At 60.4% G+C, this 15271-nt stretch carries 13 protein-coding genes; 6 read left to right on the top strand and 7 right to left on the bottom strand.

Going from position 1 to position 15271, the window contains the following annotated elements; all coding sequences use genetic code 11:
- Nucleotides 1-89: 89 nt before the first annotated feature.
- The 6 genes from BKX96_RS21770 to BKX96_RS21745 all read right to left on the bottom strand — a co-directional run bounded on the left by BKX96_RS21770 (nucleotide 90) and on the right by BKX96_RS21745 (nucleotide 7565).
- Nucleotides 90-467 (bottom strand): gamma-butyrobetaine hydroxylase family protein, encoded by a 378-nt coding sequence (locus BKX96_RS21770; protein WP_046816950.1) that lies wholly within the window; start codon nucleotides 465-467, stop codon nucleotides 90-92.
- Between the two features lie 154 nt (nucleotides 468-621).
- Nucleotides 622-1959 (bottom strand): ATP-dependent protease ATPase subunit HslU, encoded by a 1338-nt coding sequence (gene hslU, locus BKX96_RS21765; protein ID WP_046816951.1) that lies wholly within the window; start codon nucleotides 1957-1959, stop codon nucleotides 622-624.
- A gap of 55 nt (nucleotides 1960-2014) precedes the next feature.
- On the bottom strand, nucleotides 2015-2545 hold the full coding sequence (gene hslV / locus BKX96_RS21760; protein WP_007975582.1) for an ATP-dependent protease subunit HslV: 531 nt from the start codon (nucleotides 2543-2545) through the stop codon (nucleotides 2015-2017).
- Nucleotides 2546-2763: 218 nt separating this feature from the next.
- Nucleotides 2764-3471 carry an SPOR domain-containing protein gene (locus BKX96_RS21755; RefSeq protein WP_046816952.1) on the bottom strand — a complete coding sequence of 236 codons (708 nt, stop codon included), beginning with the start codon at nucleotides 3469-3471 and terminating at the stop codon, nucleotides 2764-2766.
- Between the two features lies 1 nt (nucleotide 3472).
- On the bottom strand, nucleotides 3473-5209 hold the full coding sequence (gene argS / locus BKX96_RS21750) for an arginine--tRNA ligase (protein ID WP_077185453.1): 1737 nt from the start codon (nucleotides 5207-5209) through the stop codon (nucleotides 3473-3475).
- A 136-nt stretch (nucleotides 5210-5345) separates the two neighbouring features.
- Complete coding sequence (locus BKX96_RS21745) at nucleotides 5346-7565, bottom strand: primosomal protein N' (protein ID WP_077185452.1); 2220 nt, start codon at nucleotides 7563-7565, stop codon at nucleotides 5346-5348.
- A 287-nt stretch (nucleotides 7566-7852) separates the two neighbouring features.
- Here BKX96_RS21745 and rpmE point away from each other — a divergent pair, with 287 nt between their 5' ends.
- Together rpmE and BKX96_RS21735 are read left to right on the top strand one after the other, a co-directional pair.
- The gene (gene rpmE, locus BKX96_RS21740; protein WP_008047849.1) at nucleotides 7853-8071 is read left to right on the top strand and encodes a 50S ribosomal protein L31; all 219 of its coding nucleotides are present in this window, start codon (nucleotides 7853-7855) and stop codon (nucleotides 8069-8071) included.
- Nucleotides 8072-8357: 286 nt separating this feature from the next.
- Complete coding sequence (locus BKX96_RS21735; RefSeq protein WP_077185451.1) at nucleotides 8358-9626, top strand: malic enzyme-like NAD(P)-binding protein; 1269 nt, start codon at nucleotides 8358-8360, stop codon at nucleotides 9624-9626.
- A 212-nt stretch (nucleotides 9627-9838) separates the two neighbouring features.
- Here the strand turns inward: BKX96_RS21735 and BKX96_RS21730 are convergent, their stop codons facing one another.
- The gene (locus BKX96_RS21730; RefSeq protein ID WP_410454544.1) at nucleotides 9839-12277 is read right to left on the bottom strand and encodes a penicillin-binding protein 1A; all 2439 of its coding nucleotides are present in this window, start codon (nucleotides 12275-12277) and stop codon (nucleotides 9839-9841) included.
- A 215-nt stretch (nucleotides 12278-12492) separates the two neighbouring features.
- Between BKX96_RS21730 and BKX96_RS21725 the strand changes: the two genes are divergently transcribed.
- Genes BKX96_RS21725 through BKX96_RS21710 form a run of 4 tightly spaced genes read left to right on the top strand, consistent with a single transcriptional unit; the run spans nucleotide 12493 to nucleotide 15261 of the window.
- Nucleotides 12493-13554 (top strand): pilus assembly protein PilM, encoded by a 1062-nt coding sequence (locus BKX96_RS21725; RefSeq protein WP_077185449.1) that lies wholly within the window; start codon nucleotides 12493-12495, stop codon nucleotides 13552-13554.
- Complete coding sequence (locus BKX96_RS21720) at nucleotides 13554-14120, top strand: PilN domain-containing protein (protein ID WP_046816958.1); 567 nt, start codon at nucleotides 13554-13556, stop codon at nucleotides 14118-14120. Before BKX96_RS21725 ends, BKX96_RS21720 begins: the two co-directional genes overlap by 1 nt.
- Entirely contained in the window at nucleotides 14117-14740 is a 624-nt protein-coding gene (locus BKX96_RS21715; RefSeq protein ID WP_046816959.1) for a type IV pilus inner membrane component PilO, read from the top strand. The genes BKX96_RS21720 and BKX96_RS21715 overlap by 4 nt, the downstream gene beginning before the upstream one ends.
- Nucleotides 14737-15261 (top strand): pilus assembly protein PilP, encoded by a 525-nt coding sequence (locus BKX96_RS21710; protein WP_046816960.1) that lies wholly within the window; start codon nucleotides 14737-14739, stop codon nucleotides 15259-15261. The genes BKX96_RS21715 and BKX96_RS21710 overlap by 4 nt, the downstream gene beginning before the upstream one ends.
- The last annotated feature ends 10 nt before the right edge of the window (nucleotides 15262-15271 follow it).

Here is a 15271-nt window from a genome sequence, read left to right as displayed (position 1 = left end):
TTTCGCAAGCGGGCCAAGCGTCGGCCCTGAAGCCGAGCATTCAAACAGATGAAATTAGAAAATGCCCTCTAAAGAGCAAGAGGCTCGGGCTAGAGCATCAGCTTGACGACAGATTCGTTCGGGTCGCGGGTTTTCCCTGCGGCTTTGAGCTCGGCAAGATAATCCTCCCAGAGTGCGTCATGACGTCGCCCCAGTTCGTAGAGGTATTCCCAGGTGAACAGGCCGCTGTCGTGGCCATCGTCGAAGGTCAGCTTCAATGCGTACTGACCGGCAGGTTCTATCTTGCTCAGCCCTACGTTGATCTTGCCAAATTGCAGGATGGGTTTGCCGTGGCCCTGGACCTCGGCGGAGGGAGAGTGCACGCGCAGGAACTCGGCGGGCAGGGTGTATTCCTCGCCGGACGCGTATTTGAGCGTCAGGGTTTTCGAGGCTTTGTGCAGCTTGATGTCGGTGGGGAGCTGGGTCATGGCCGGATGTCCGATTAGGTGTGGGACCCCGATTCAAATGTGGGAGCGGGCTTGCTCGCGAAGGGGCCTTAACATTCAACATGGATGTTGATTGTCAGACCGCTTTCGCGAGCAAGCCCGCTCCCACAGGGTCCGTCATCGCTGTAAGTATGGCTTACAGGATATAACGGGACAGGTCTTCGTTCTGCGCCAATTCACCCAGGTGGCTGTTGACGTAGTCGGCGTCGATCTGGATCACCTTGTCGTCATGGACGCTGGCCAGGTCGCCGGCACTGAAAGACACTTCTTCCAGCAGGCGCTCAAGCAAAGTGTGCAGGCGACGGGCACCGATGTTTTCGGTTTTTTCGTTGACCTGCCAGGCGATCTCGGCAATGCGCTTGATGCCGCTCGGCAGGAACTCGATACCCAGGCCTTCGGTTTTCAGCAGTGCGCAGTATTGCTCGGTGAGCGAGGCGTGAGGTTCGCTGAGGATACGCTCGAAGTCTTCCGGGCTCAGGGCCTTGAGTTCGACACGGATCGGCAGACGACCTTGCAGCTCGGGCACCAAGTCGCTTGGCTTGCTCAGGTGGAACGCACCCGAAGCAATGAACAGGATGTGGTCGGTCTTGACCATGCCCAGCTTGGTGTTGACGGTGCAGCCTTCGATGAGCGGCAGCAAGTCACGCTGCACGCCTTCGCGGGACACATCGACGCCGCCGGAGTTGCCGCGTTTGGCGACCTTGTCGATTTCGTCGATGAACACGATGCCGTGCTGTTCGACCGCTTCCAGTGCCTTGGCTTTCAACTCATCATCGTTGACCAGGCGACCGGCTTCTTCGTCGCGCACCATCTTCAGCGCTTCTTTGACCTTGAGCTTGCGAGCTTTTTTCTTGCCCTTACCCATGTTGGCAAACAGGCTTTGAAGCTGGTTGGTCATTTCTTCCATGCCCGGTGGCGCAGAGATGTCGACGCCGGCCATTTCGGCGACTTCGATCTCGATCTCCTTGTCGTCCAGTTGACCTTCGCGCAGGCGCTTGCGGAACAGTTGGCGTGTGTTGGAATCAGCAGTCGGGGCATCGTCGTTGCTGAAACCCATGCGTGCCGGTGGCAGCAGGGCGTCGAGGATGCGCTCTTCTGCTGCGTCTTCGGCACGGTGGCGAACCTTGACGATTTCCTGTTCGCGCAGCAGCTTGATCGCGGCATCGGCCAGGTCACGAATGATCGATTCGACGTCGCGGCCGACATAGCCGACTTCAGTGAACTTGGTCGCTTCGACCTTGATGAAAGGTGCGTTGGCCAGTTTCGCCAGGCGACGGGCGATCTCGGTTTTACCGACACCGGTCGGGCCGATCATCAGAATGTTCTTGGGTGTTACTTCAACGCGCAGCTCTTCAGGCAGCTGCATGCGACGCCAGCGATTGCGCAGGGCAATGGCGACGGCGCGTTTGGCATCGTCCTGGCCGATGATGTGGCGATTGAGTTCGTGGACGATTTCACGGGGAGTCATGGACATAATATTCAAAGGACCTCAAGCAAGAATGAGCCGTGGCACAGGGCCAAGTCAGGCTTTACTCGGCGCAGTCCTGCTCCTCAATGGTCTGGGTGTGGTTGGTGAATACACAGATGTCGCCGGCAATACCGAGGGCGGTTTCAACGATTTCCCGGGCCGACAGGTCGGTTTTTTTCAGCAGTGCGCTGGCTGCCGCTTGTGCATAGGCGCCGCCGGACCCCATGGCGATCAGGCCGTCTTCAGGCTCGACCACGTCGCCGTTGCCGGTGATGATCAGGGAGGCGTCTTTGTTGGCGACCGCGAGCATGGCTTCGAGGCGGCTCAGGGAGCGGTCGGTACGCCATTCTTTAGCGAGTTCGACAGCGGCGCGTACCAGGTGACCCTGGTGCTTTTCAAGTTGGCCTTCGAAGCGTTCGAACAGGGTAAAGGCGTCAGCGGTGGCACCGGCAAAACCTGCAATGACCTGGCCGTGGTACAGGCGACGAACTTTTTTCGCGTTGCCTTTCATCACGGTATTGCCAAGAGAAACCTGGCCGTCGCCGCCCATGACGACTTTGCCGTGGCGGCGAACTGAAACGATGGTGGTCAAGGGAAGAGTCTCCACGCTGCGGGGCGAAAATGCCTTATGCCCATTCATATGGGGGTGGTGGAGAGGATTTCAACTGTTGGGCGGGAGAGGGGACGGGCGGTGGGAGACAGAAATGGCTTTGGTGATAATGAGGACGCCTTCGCGAGCAGGCTCGCTCCCACAGGATTTACGCTAACCCTGTGGGAGCGAGCCTGCTCGCGAAGAACGATGACGCGGTCTCAGCGGCTCTGGCGTTGTTGTAACAACAAATTGCTGAAGCCTGCGCCCGCCAATTGTTTCTGCGCCGTGGTCAGTTGCTCACGGTTGCTGAACGGACCGACCAGAACCCGGTACCAGGTCTCGTCTTTCACGGTGCCGGACTCAACCGCCACAGCCTGGCCGAGCAGGATGATCTGCGCGCGAACCTTATCCGCATCAGTCTCCTTGCGGAACGAACCGGCCTGCAGGAAAAACTTCGTCACAGGCGCCGCCTTGACCGGCGGTGCAGGAGGCGGAGTAATCCCGGACAAGGCAGCCTGGGCGCGCGCGGTGTCGATCTTCGCCGCTTCAGCCGGTGTCACCGGCGTGGTCGGAATGGCCGGTACCTGTGGCGTCGGCAGGGTTTTTTCCGGTACGGCATCCGGTGGCACTATGACTTCCGATTCCGGCAGCAGGGTGTAGAAGTCGTATTTCGGCTTCACCGGTTGCGTCGGGCTCGGCGGCGTCTTGTTAGCCTCGGCGATCTTGGTGGCTTTCTGTTGTTGCTCCACCTTCTCGCGCTTGACCGTGTCGCTGCCTTTGCCCGGCTCCAGCTTCATCAGGAAAACGATGAATGCGCCAACCGTCAGGCCAATGGCCATCCACAGCCAACCCGGGATCGGTTGTTTCGCTGGAGCTTGGTAACGGCTGGCGCCACGCTTGGGTGCAGGTTTTTTCTTGGCAGCCAACTTACATACGCTCCAGAGTTTCCAGGCCCAAGAGCTCCAGGCCTTGCTTGAGGGTGCGACCGGTCAGTGCGGCGAGGCGCAGGCGGCTCTGCATCTGTGCCGGGGTGTCGGCGGCGAGGATCGGGCAGTTCTCGTAGAAGCTGGAGAACAGGCCGGCGACGTCGTACAGGTAAGTGCAGAGAATGTGCGGCGTGCCTTTCTCGGCCACGTTGTTCAGCACTTCGCCAAACTGTGCGAGCTTTGCCGCCAGTTCGTGTTCGTGGGTGGCTTCGAGCACGATCTGGCCTTCGACTTCGCTGAAGTCCTTGCCGAGTTTGCGGAACACGCCTGCCACACGGGTGTAGGCGTACAGCAGGTAGGGCGCGGTGTTGCCTTCGAAGTTCAGCATCAGGTCGAAGTTGAAGCTGTAGTCGCTGGTGCGGTGCTTGGACAGGTCGGCGTATTTCACCGCGCCGATGCCCACGACCTTGGCGATGTTGCGCAGGTCGGCTTCGGCCAGCTCAGGGTTCTTCTCTTTCACGAGGGTGTAGGCGCGTTCCTGGGCTTCGGTCAGCAGGTCGATCAGCTTCACGGTGCCGCCATCACGGGTCTTGAACGGGCGGCCGTCAGCGCCGTTCATGGTGCCGAAGCCCATGTGTTCCATTTCCATTGGATGGGTCACGAAACCGGCCTTGCGCGCCACGGCAAACACCTGCTGGAAGTGCAGGGCCTGACGCTGGTCGACGAAGTACAGCGCGCGATCAGCCTTGAGCTTGCCGCTGCGGTAGCGTACGGCGGCCAGGTCGGTGGTGGCGTAGAGGTAGCCGCCATCGGCCTTGACGATGATCACCGGCAGCGGGTCGCCGTCGGCGTTCTTGAACTCGTCGAGGAACACGCACTGGGCGCCGTTGCTCTCGACCAGCATGCCAGCGGCCTTGAGGTCGTTGACCACGTTGATCAGGTCGTCGTTATAGGCGCTTTCGCCCATCACGTCGGCCATGGTCAGCTTGACGTTCAGCAGTTCGTAGATTTTCTGGCAGTGGGACAGCGAGATGTCCTTGAACTTGGTCCACAGCGCCAGGCAATCGGCATCGCCGGCCTGCAGCTTGACCACCAGGCCACGGGCGCGGTCGGCGAACTCTTCGGATTCGTCGAAGCGTTGCTTGGCGGCGCGGTAGAAATTTTCCAGGTCCGACAGCTCGTCGCTGGTAATCGGGTTTTCCTGCAGGTACGCCATCAACATGCCGAACTGGGTGCCCCAGTCGCCGACGTGGTTCTGGCGGATCACTTCATCGCCGAGGAACTCGAGTACGCGGGCCACGCCGTCGCCAATGATGGTCGAGCGCAAGTGGCCGACGTGCATCTCCTTGGCCAGGTTCGGGGCGGACAGGTCGACCACGGTGCGCTGCACTGGGCCGGCCTTGCGCACTCCGATGTTGGCGTCGGCCAGGGCGGCGTCCAGGCGCGAAGCCAGGGCATCGGTGTTCTGGAAGAAGTTCAGGAAGCCAGGGCCGGCGATTTCGGCCTTGGAGACGTTTTCGTCGGTGGGCAGCGCGGCGATGATTTTTTCCGCCAGGTCGCGCGGCTTCATGCCGGCCGGTTTCGCCAGCATCATGGCGATGTTGCTGGCGAAGTCGCCGTTCTTCTTGTCGCGGGAGTTTTCCACCTGGATCGCCGGCGACAGGCCTTCAGGCAACACACCTTCGTTGACGAGTTGGGTGATGGCTTGTTGGATCAGCTGACGAATGGTGTCTTTCATGGTCTTCTCTTTCGACCGCAAGCGCGGCGGCGCATCGTGCGCTGGTGGAAAAACTGGGCATTATCCGTTGCCCGGGCAAGCTTGCCAACTATAGCGGGCAGGTTATGGATATGTGGTGACAAATCGGCCGGCCCGTTCAATACAAATCGACGGGATCAACATCCAATGACCAACGCACCGCCCGCCCGCTCGGCATCTGTTCCAAAACCAGCAGCCAGCTGGCAAGCAACCGATGCAGCGGCGCCCGTGCGGTAGCCTGCAGCAACAACTGCGCACGATAACGCCCGGCCCGCCGCTCCATCGGCGCCGGCACCGGCCCGAGCAGTTCGATTCCGGTCAGATTCTGATCGGCGAGCAAACGCTCGGCCTCGCTGCACGCTTCATCAAGAAAGCCTTCGGCCTGACCCGGCTTGTGCGCTTCGGCCCGCAGCAGCGCCAAATGCGCAAACGGTGGCAATCCCGCCGCGCGCCGCTCGCTCAAGGCCTGTTCGGCAAAGGCGAAGTAACCCTGTTCAGTCAGTTGCACCAGCAACGGATGGTCGGCCAGGTGCGTCTGGATGATCACCTTGCCCGGCTCTTCCGCCCGGCCCGCGCGACCGGCGACCTGGACAATCAGTTGCGCCATGCGCTCGCTGGCGCGGAAATCACCGGAGAACAGCCCGCCGTCGGCATCCAGGATCGAGACCAGGGTGACCCGTGGAAAGTGGTGTCCCTTGGCGAGCATCTGCGTGCCGACCAGGATGCAGGGGTGACCTTTCTGGATAGTGGCGAACAACTGGTTCATTGCGTCCTTGCGCGATGTACTGTCGCGGTCGACCCGCAGCACAGGAAAGTCCGGGAACAGGATCCCCAGGCGTTCCTCGGCCCGTTCGGTACCGGCTCCCACGGGGCGCAAGTCGACCTTGCTGCACTTGGGGCACTGGCGCGGCACGCGTTCGACATAGCCGCAATGATGGCAGCGCAGTTCGCCGTAGCGCTGGTGCACGGTCATGCGCGCATCGCAGCGTTGGCACTCGGACATCCAGCCGCAGTCGTGGCACAACAGCGTCGGGGCAAAGCCGCGGCGGTTGAGGAATACCAGCACCTGTTGGCCGGCGGCAAGTGTCTGGCCGATGGCTTGTTGCATGGGGCCGGAAATGCCGCTGTCCAGCGGACGGCTTTTCACATCCAGGCGCAGGAATCGTGGTTGCTTGGCACCACCCGCGCGCTCGTTCAGCCGCAACAGTCCATAGCGGCCGGTGTAGGCGTTGTGCAGGCTTTCCAGCGAGGGCGTGGCGGAGCCCAGGACAATCGGGATGTTTTCCTGGCGCGCCCGTACCAGCGCCAGGTCGCGCGCGTGGTAGCGCAAGCCTTCCTGCTGCTTGTAAGAGCCGTCGTGTTCTTCGTCGATGATGATCAGTCCCGGGTTTTTCATCGGCGTGAACAGCGCCGAGCGGGTGCCGATAATGATGTCGGCTTCGCCGTCGCGGGCGGCGAGCCAGGCGTCGAGACGTTCGCGATCATTGACCGCCGAGTGAATCAGCGCGATGCGCGCATTGAAGCGCTGCTCGAAGCGCGCCAGGGTTTGCGGCCCGAGGTTGATTTCCGGGATCAGTACCAGCGCTTGCTTGCCGGCCTCCAGGGTTTCGCGGATCAGTTGCAGATAAACTTCGGTTTTGCCGCTGCCGGTAACTCCGGCGAGAAGGAACGCGTGATAACTGTCGAACCCGGCGCGAATGGCTTCATAGGCTGCCCGCTGTTCCGGGTTGAGTGGCAGTTCGGGTTGGGCCAGCCAGTGTTCGTGGCGGGCGCCAGGAGCGTGCCTGCGGATCTCGACCTGGACCAGTTCCTTGGCCAGCAACAGATCGAGGCTGTCCTTGCTCAGCATCAGCTTGCTCAGCAACTGATGGGCGACGCCGTGAGGGTGCTGGGCCAATGTTGCCAAGGCTTCGCGCTGGCGCGGGGCTCGGGCGATACGCGGGTCATCGAGGCTGGCGCCTGGCGCAGCGGACCAGAAGCGCTCCTGGCGCGCCTCGGCCAGTTCACCCTGGCGCAGCAACACCGGCAGTGCCCAGTTCAAGGTGTCGCCGAGGCTGTGCTGGTAGTACTGGGATGTCCACAGGCACAGCTTGAACAGCGCGGGCGGCAGCGGCGGCGTGGCATCCAGCAGTGCGAGGGCAGGTTTGAGTTTCTCCACCGGTACTTCACTGGTGTCGGTAACTTCCACCAGGATCCCGATCATCTCCCGTCGACCGAACGGCACCCGCAAGCGCATGCCGGGGTGCAACTGCGCACGCATCACGCCGGCCGGCGCCCGGTAGTCGAACAGGCGGCGCAGGGGCGAAGGCAGGGCGAGGCGCAAAATGGCGTCGGGCACGCGGGGGAGTCTCGATCAACAGGCAATGAAGGGTATGACACATAACCTAAGGGAGCGGGCTTGCTCGCGAAAGCGGTGTGTCAGACGCCTTGAATGCTGGCCGGCACACCGCTTTCGCGAGCAAGCCCGCTCCCACAAGGATCGCGCTTTGGATCGGGAGCCTAGCAGACGGTCGGTCTCAGGGACAGCTTGCGTGATTGGCATTGTCTGGTAGAATCCGCGGCCTAATTACGTGCGGTATTCAACAATAGTGTTGGGTGGCGGCACGCTAGCCAGAGGAAGACACCATGAAAGCTGATATCCATCCAGAATACCCAGCAGTTGCTGTTACCTGCAGCTGCGGCAACAAGTTCGAAACCCGTTCGACCTTCGGCAAAGCCCTGGCGATCGACGTTTGCAACGAATGCCACCCGTTCTACACCGGTAAGCAGAAGACTCTGGACACTGGCGGCCGCGTTCAGCGCTTCGCAGACCGTTTCGGTGCTTTCGGTGCGAAAAAGGCCTAAGGCCGATCAACCTGGGAAAGCGTTGCCGTTTTTCCATGCTGATAAAAAAGGCGTCCCCTGGGGCGCCTTTTTTGTGTCTGGGATTTGGCTGCAATGGCCATTTTTAAATAATTGTAGACATTTTTAATGTGGATTGTGAACAGTCTATCCCTTGTGTTCCGTGGCTCTTGGGCCAAAGTCGTAGGGACGGGTGCTTGACAGGGGTGACCGGTCAGTCTTGTGGGGATTTTGCGAGGCGCGTATCCTCGCTGACCAGTCTGTCCAACAGTAAAAGCGGAATGCCAAAATGTCTGATCTGAAAACTGCCGCTCTCGAATATCATGCCAATCCTCGTCCAGGGAAGCTGAGTGTCGAGCTCACCAAGGCCACCGCTACCGCCCGCGACCTGTCGCTGGCCTACAGCCCCGGCGTAGCTGAACCAGTACGCGAGATCGCCCGCGATCCTGAGCTGGCCTACAAATACACCGGCAAAGGCAACCTGGTTGCAGTCATTTCCGATGGCACCGCGATTCTGGGCCTGGGTAACCTCGGCCCATTGGCCTCCAAGCCAGTGATGGAAGGTAAAGGCGTGCTGTTCAAGCGCTTCGCCGGTATCGACGTATTCGACATCGAAGTCGACTCCGAAAGCCCGCAAGCCTTCATCGACACCGTCAAGCGCATCTCCATCACCTTCGGTGGCATCAACCTGGAAGACATCAAGGCACCTGAGTGCTTTGAGATCGAACGTGCCCTGATCGAGCAGTGCGACATCCCGGTATTCCACGACGACCAGCACGGCACCGCGATCGTGACGGCTGCCGGCATGATCAACGCCCTGGAAATCGCTGGCAAAACCCTGCCGCAAGCCAAGATCGTGTGCCTGGGTGCCGGCGCTGCCGCCATCTCCTGCATGAAATTGCTGGTGAGCATGGGTGCCAACATCGAAAACATCTACATGGTTGACCGTACCGGTGTGATTCACTCCGGCCGTGACGACCTGAACCAGTACAAGGCTGTTTTCGCTCACGCGACCGACAAGCGCACCCTGGCAGACGCCCTGCAAGGCGCAGACGTGTTCGTCGGCCTGTCCGGCCCGAACCTGCTGAGCCCTGAAGGCCTGCTGTCGATGGCGCCTAACCCGATCGTGTTCGCTTGTTCGAACCCGGATCCGGAAATTTCCCCGGAGCTGGCGCATGCCACCCGCAACGACGTGATCATGGCCACCGGCCGTTCGGACTACCCGAACCAGATCAACAACGTACTGGGCTTCCCGTTCATCTTCCGTGGTGCCCTGGACGTTCGCGCCAAGCGCATCAACGAAGAAATGAAAGTGGCTGCGGCCAACGCCCTGCGCGAATTGGCCAAGTTGCCAGTACCTCAGGAAGTGTGCGACGCCTACGGCGGCATCGCGCTGGAATTCGGTCGTGAGTACATCATTCCGAAACCAATGGACGCCCGCCTGATCACCGTGATCTCCGATGCCGTGGCCAAGGCTGCGATCGAGACCGGCGTGGCAACCCTGCCGTATCCGAAGAACTACCCGCTGAAAAGCGTGGATGACGTGTTCAACGGCTAAGTCGTTGTAGCGCTTCAACCAAAAGCCCCGGCTCATTTTGAGTCGGGGCTTTTTCGTATCTGTGAGTTTTGCGTCGAGGGTGCGGGCGCCGCTAATCCCAGTGGGAGCGGGCTTGCCCGCCAATACGGCAGCTCAATCAATGCAAGGCTGGCAGGCAATAAAAAGCCCCGCGCTTCACTCGAAGGCGGGGCTTTTTGCGCTGCTATACGGGATCAGAACAAATCAATCGGTGCCGCTTCATCCGCCGGCAGTGGGCTGCCTGGCGCAGTGCCGTTGCCCAGCTCATTGCCCGTCGGCGGCGTATCCTCGACCTTGAACAGTTCGAAGTAAGCCCCTGGCGTGCCTGGAGTGGCCGCACGACCACTGACAGGGTCTACCCGCAGGCTCAGGATGCCTTCCGGCTCCGGCTGGGTGTGTGGCGGCAGTCCTTCGAGCGCAGCCCCCATGTAGTTCATCCAGATCGGCAAGGCGACGGTGCCGCCGAACTCCTTGCGACCCAGGCTCTCAGGCTGGTCGAAGCCGGTCCAGACGGTGGTGACGTAATCGGCGTTGTAGCCGGAGAACCAGGCGTCCTTGGACTCGTTGGTGGTGCCGGTCTTGCCCGCGATGTCGCCGCGTCCCAGGGCCAGCGCGCGACGGCCAGTACCGAGCTTGATCACGTCTTCGAGCATGCTGTTGAGGATGTAGGTTGTGCGTCCGTCGACAATGCGCTCAGCCACGGCGGGTGCTTGCGCGGCTGGTGCCTCGCCCGGTACTTGGCCAGGTGTTGCATTGACCGTAAAGGCTTCGGCGGCAGGTGCGGCGATACCGTCGGTCGCGACAGCGCCTTTTGGCACGCTTGGCGGGTTGGCGACGAACAGCGTATCGCCGTTGCGGCTCTCGATCTTGTCAATGATGTACGGGGTGATCTTGTAGCCGCCATTGGCGAAGGTAGCCCAGCCCGTGGCAATTTCCATTGGTGTCAGGGTCGCGGTGCCCAGGGCCAGGGAAAGGTTGGGCGGCAGATCCTGCTTGTTGAAGCCAAAGCGGCTGATGTAGTCGATGGTTTTACCTACCCCCATTGCTTGCAGCAGGCGGATCGAAACCAGGTTGCGCGACTTGTAGAGCGCTTCGCGCAGGCGGATCGGGCCGAGGAAGGTGTTGGTATCGTTTTTCGGGCGCCAGACCTTGTCCAGGTACTCGTCGACAAACACGATCGGTGCGTCGTTCACCAGGCTGGAGGCGGTGTAGCCGTTATCCAGGGCGGCGCTGTAGACGAACGGCTTGAAGCTCGAGCCCGGCTGGCGCTTGGCCTGAAGGGCGCGGTTGTAGTTACTCTGCTCGAAGGCGAAACCGCCGACCAGAGAGCGGATGGCGCCATTTTGCGGGTCAAGGGAGACCAGTGCGCCCTGGGCTTGCGGGATCTGGCTGAACTTCAGCGTATTGTCCGCCTGGCGCTGCACGCGTATCAGGTCGCCGACCTGGGCTACGTCCGAGGGTTGTTTCGGATTGGGCCCCATGCTGTTGGTGTTCAGGAATGGGCGAGCCCATTTCATGCTGTCCCAGCCAACGTGCTCGCTGCCGGTGCGGGTCAGCACTTGCAGGCCGTTCTTGTCGACCTGGGTGACGATGGCCGGCTCGAGACTGCTGACGGTGCGTTGCTTGGTCAGTTCGGTCGCCCACGCCTCGCGCGTCTTGCCCGGCAGGCGCGACTCGGGGCCCCGGTAGCCGTGACGCTGGTCATAGGTCATCAAGCCTTCGTGGAGGGCGGTGTTGGCCATCTCTTGAAGGTTGCTCGGCACCGTGGTGGTGACGCGGAAACCTTCGGTGTACGCATCGCTGCCATATCGACCAACCATTTCGGCGCGAGCCATCTCGGCGATGTAGGGCGCGTTCACTTCTGGCGTTGGTACGTGATAGCTGGCGTTCAGTGGTTCGTTGATGGCGGCCGTGTAGTCGGCTTCGCTGATTTTGCCCAGCTTGTACATGCGCCCCAGGATCCAGTCGCGACGCTCCTTGCTGCGGGCCGGGTTGGCCAGCGGGTTGAATCGCGAAGGGGCCTTGGGCAGGCCGGCGATCATCGCCATCTGCGCCAGGCTGATGTCGCGAATCGACTTGCCGTAATACACCTGCGCCGCCGCTTCGATGCCGTAGGCACGATTGCCCAGATAGATCTTGTTGACGTAAAGCTCAAGGATTTCGTCCTTGGTCAGTTGTCGTTCGATCTGCAGGGCCAGGAGAATCTCGGTGGTTTTGCGCGAGAAGCTGCGTTCGCTGGTCAGGAAGAAGTTCTTCGCCACCTGCATGGTGATGGTGCTGCCGCCGGACTGGATATGGCCGCTTTTCACCAGCTGAGTGGCGGCGCGCATCAGGCTGCTGGGATCGACACCGTAGTGGTTGGCGAAGTTGTCGTCTTCAGCACTTAGTAACGCATTAATGAAATTGGGGGGAATGTCGGCGAAACGGATCGGTGTACGGCGCATTTCGCCGAATTCTGCGATCAACTTGTTATCGCTGCTGTAGACCCGCAAAGGGATCTGCAACTGGATGCTTCTCAGTGCCTCTACGGACGGTAATCCGGGACTAAGGTAAAGAAACGCCCCACTCAGACCCAGAAGCAGTCCGCAGAATACGGCGACGATGGACCAACCGAAAAATTTCAGCAGACGAATCAAGGCTTTTGGACATCCAGGGTAAAAAATGAATTTGGCATCAGGGTTCAGGCTAAGGAGAACGACCCGCGCTTGAGAAAAAGCGGAAAAAAACGCTGGGCATTATAAGCATTTTTCCGTCCATGGCGTTATTTGCGCTGCTGTCAAGACGGGTGGTTTGAACGCAACCCCCGTTATGGAGTCCGTAACACACGGAAAGTCATAGGGAATTGGTAGTGCTAGGACTCTTCAATAAAAAAGCCAGGTCGCTTCTGGGGATCGATATCAGCTCCACATCGGTGAAGCTGCTGGAGCTGAGCCGCCAGGGCAGTGGCTATCGGGTCGAAACTTACGCGGTCGAGCCGTTACCCCCCGGTGCGGTCATCGAAAAAAACATCACCGAGCTCGATGGCGTGGGCCAGGCCGTGGCGCGTGCGCTGGTCAAGGCCCGGACCAGCCTCAAGAACGTAGCCGTGGCTGTGGCCGGTTCGGCGGTGATCACCAAGACTATCGAGATGGAGGCCGGTCTTTCCGATGACGAGATGGAAGATCAGCTGAAGATTGAGGCCGATCAGTACATTCCTTATCCGTTGGACGAAGTTGCCATCGATTTCGAGGTCCAGGGCGCGTCAGCGCGCAATCCTGAGCGGGTCAACGTATTGCTCGCCGCCTGTCGCAAGGAGAACGTCGAGATCCGAGAGGCCGCCTTGGGCCTGGCGGGCTTGACTGCGCGCGTGGTCGATGTCGAGGCCTATGCCCTGGAACGATCTTGCAGTCTGCTGAAGAACCCGCGAGGGGGCTTCCAAGGGCGACTGGTGGCGGTGGTCGACGTCGGCGCAACCATGACCACCCTGAGCGTGCTGCATGACGGAAGGATCATCTACAGCCGCGAACAGTTGTTTGGTGGCCGCCAGCTCACCGAGGAAATTCAGCGCCGATATGGTCTGACCGTCGAGCAAGCGGGCCTGGCGAAGAAGCAGGGTGGTTTGCCTGACGATTATGCCAGTGAAGTCTTGCAGCCATTTCGTGAGGCGCTGGTGCAGCAAGTGTCGCGTTCGTTGCAGTTCTTCTTTGCTTCGGGCCACTACAAAACGGTCGACCACATTCTGCTGGCAGGGGGAACTGCGTCGGTCTCCGGCCTGGAGCAGTTGATCGAGCAGCAACTGGGTACGCCGACACAGGTGGCCAATCCGTTTTGCGACATGACCCTGAGCAGCAAGGTCAACGCCGCGGCGCTGACCAGCGATGCGCCCGCACTGATGATCGCCTGCGGGCTGGCCCTCAGGAGTTTCGACTGATGGCGCGGATCAATCTATTGCCCTGGCGCGAAGAGCGGCGCGAACAGCGGCGCAAGCGCTTTCTACTGATGCTGGTCGGTGTACTGGTGGGCTCGACGGGTGCGCTGTTCTTCGCCAACCAGGTCATCAGCAGCGCCATCGAGCGGCAGCTTGCGCGTAATGATTACATCGGCAGACAAATCGCCGTGGTCGACGAGCGGATCAAGCAGATCAGTGATCTCAAGGCCCGTCGCGAGCAATTGGTCGAGCGCATGCGCATCATCCAGGACTTGCAGGGCAATCGTCCGATCAGCGGGCGAATGTTTGATCAATTGGCGCGCACCTTGCCCGATGGGGTGTTTTTCACTGAAGTCAAAATGGCGGGCAAGACCTTGTCCATTACCGGGGCGGCGCAATCGAATAATCGCGTTTCAGACTTGATGCGCAACCTTGATGCGTCCGACTGGTTTGATGCGCCCAGCCTCACTGAAGTCAAGGCGACGACCGCTGGTCAGCTGGACCAGGCTAACGTTTTTCAGTTGACCGTTCGTCAGACCCAGCCTGCGGCCACGGAGGTCGACAAGTGAGTCCGTCCGAGTGGTTCGTAGGGCTTCGCCGGATCGACATCAACGATCTGGACACCAATAACATCGGTACCTGGCCACCCGCGATCAAGGTCCTGACGGGCATTGTGGTCGCAATCCTGGTGCTTTCGATCGGCTACAGCTTTTCCACGAGCGAGCTTGAAAGCCAGCTCGAACTCAAGCGCAAGGAGGAGTCGACCCTCAAGGAGCAATTTGCCAGCAAATCCCATTTAGCGGCGAATCTGGAGCTCTACACCCAGCAGATGAAGGAGATGGAGAACTCCTTTGGCGTGCTGCTCCGGCAACTGCCCAGCGACACCGAAGTCCCCGGCTTGCTGGAGGACATCACGCGAACGGGGCTGGGCAGCGGCCTGGAGTTCGAAGAGATCAAGCTGCTGCCGGAGGTCACCCAGCCTTTCTATATCGAATTGCCGATCCAGATCACGGTTACCGGCGCCTATCACGACCTGGCCACTTTCGTCAGTGGCGTGGCCGGGTTGCCGCGTATCGTCACCCTGCATGATTTCGACCTGGCGCCGGTCAATCCCGACGGCGGGCCGAAGTTGCGCATGAGCATCCTGGCCAAGACCTACCGCTACAACGACAAGGGGCTGCATCGATGAGCCCGCTTCGTGGTTATTCGCTGATGGTGTTGATGGCCATATTGGCTGGCTGTGGCGGCAGCGATGATTTCAGTGATCTGGACGCTTACATGAACGAAATGCGCCTGCGGGCACCGGGCCAGATTGAACCAACGCCGACATTCCGGTCTTACCCGACATTCACCTATAACGCCGCCAACCTGCGCAGCCCGTTTTCCCGGCAGGTCAAGGTCGATCTCGCACTCAAGCAGGGGGCGCGCAATGTCCAGCCGGACCCCAACCGGGTCAAGCAGTACCTTGAGGGTTTCAATATCGAGCAGTTTGAAATGGTCGGCACAATCTCCAATGCAGCGGGCTCCTTTGCCTTGTTGCGCGGCGCCGGTGGGGTGCATCGGCTGAAAGTCGGTGATTACCTGGGGCGTAACGACGGTCGGATAGTCGCCATCAGTGGCTCGCAAGTCGATGTGGTCGAAATCGTTCCCGACGGTGAAGGGGCTTGGCTGGAGCGGCCGCGGACCCTTCCTTTGAAAGAGCATTCATAGTGGAACTCGA

The organism is Pseudomonas putida (assembly GCF_001976065.1).
Classification (GTDB): Bacteria; Pseudomonadota; Gammaproteobacteria; order Pseudomonadales; family Pseudomonadaceae; genus Aquipseudomonas; species Aquipseudomonas serbica.
Note: the sequence above shows the minus strand (reverse complement) of the source record. Positions and strands in the feature narration are given on the sequence as shown.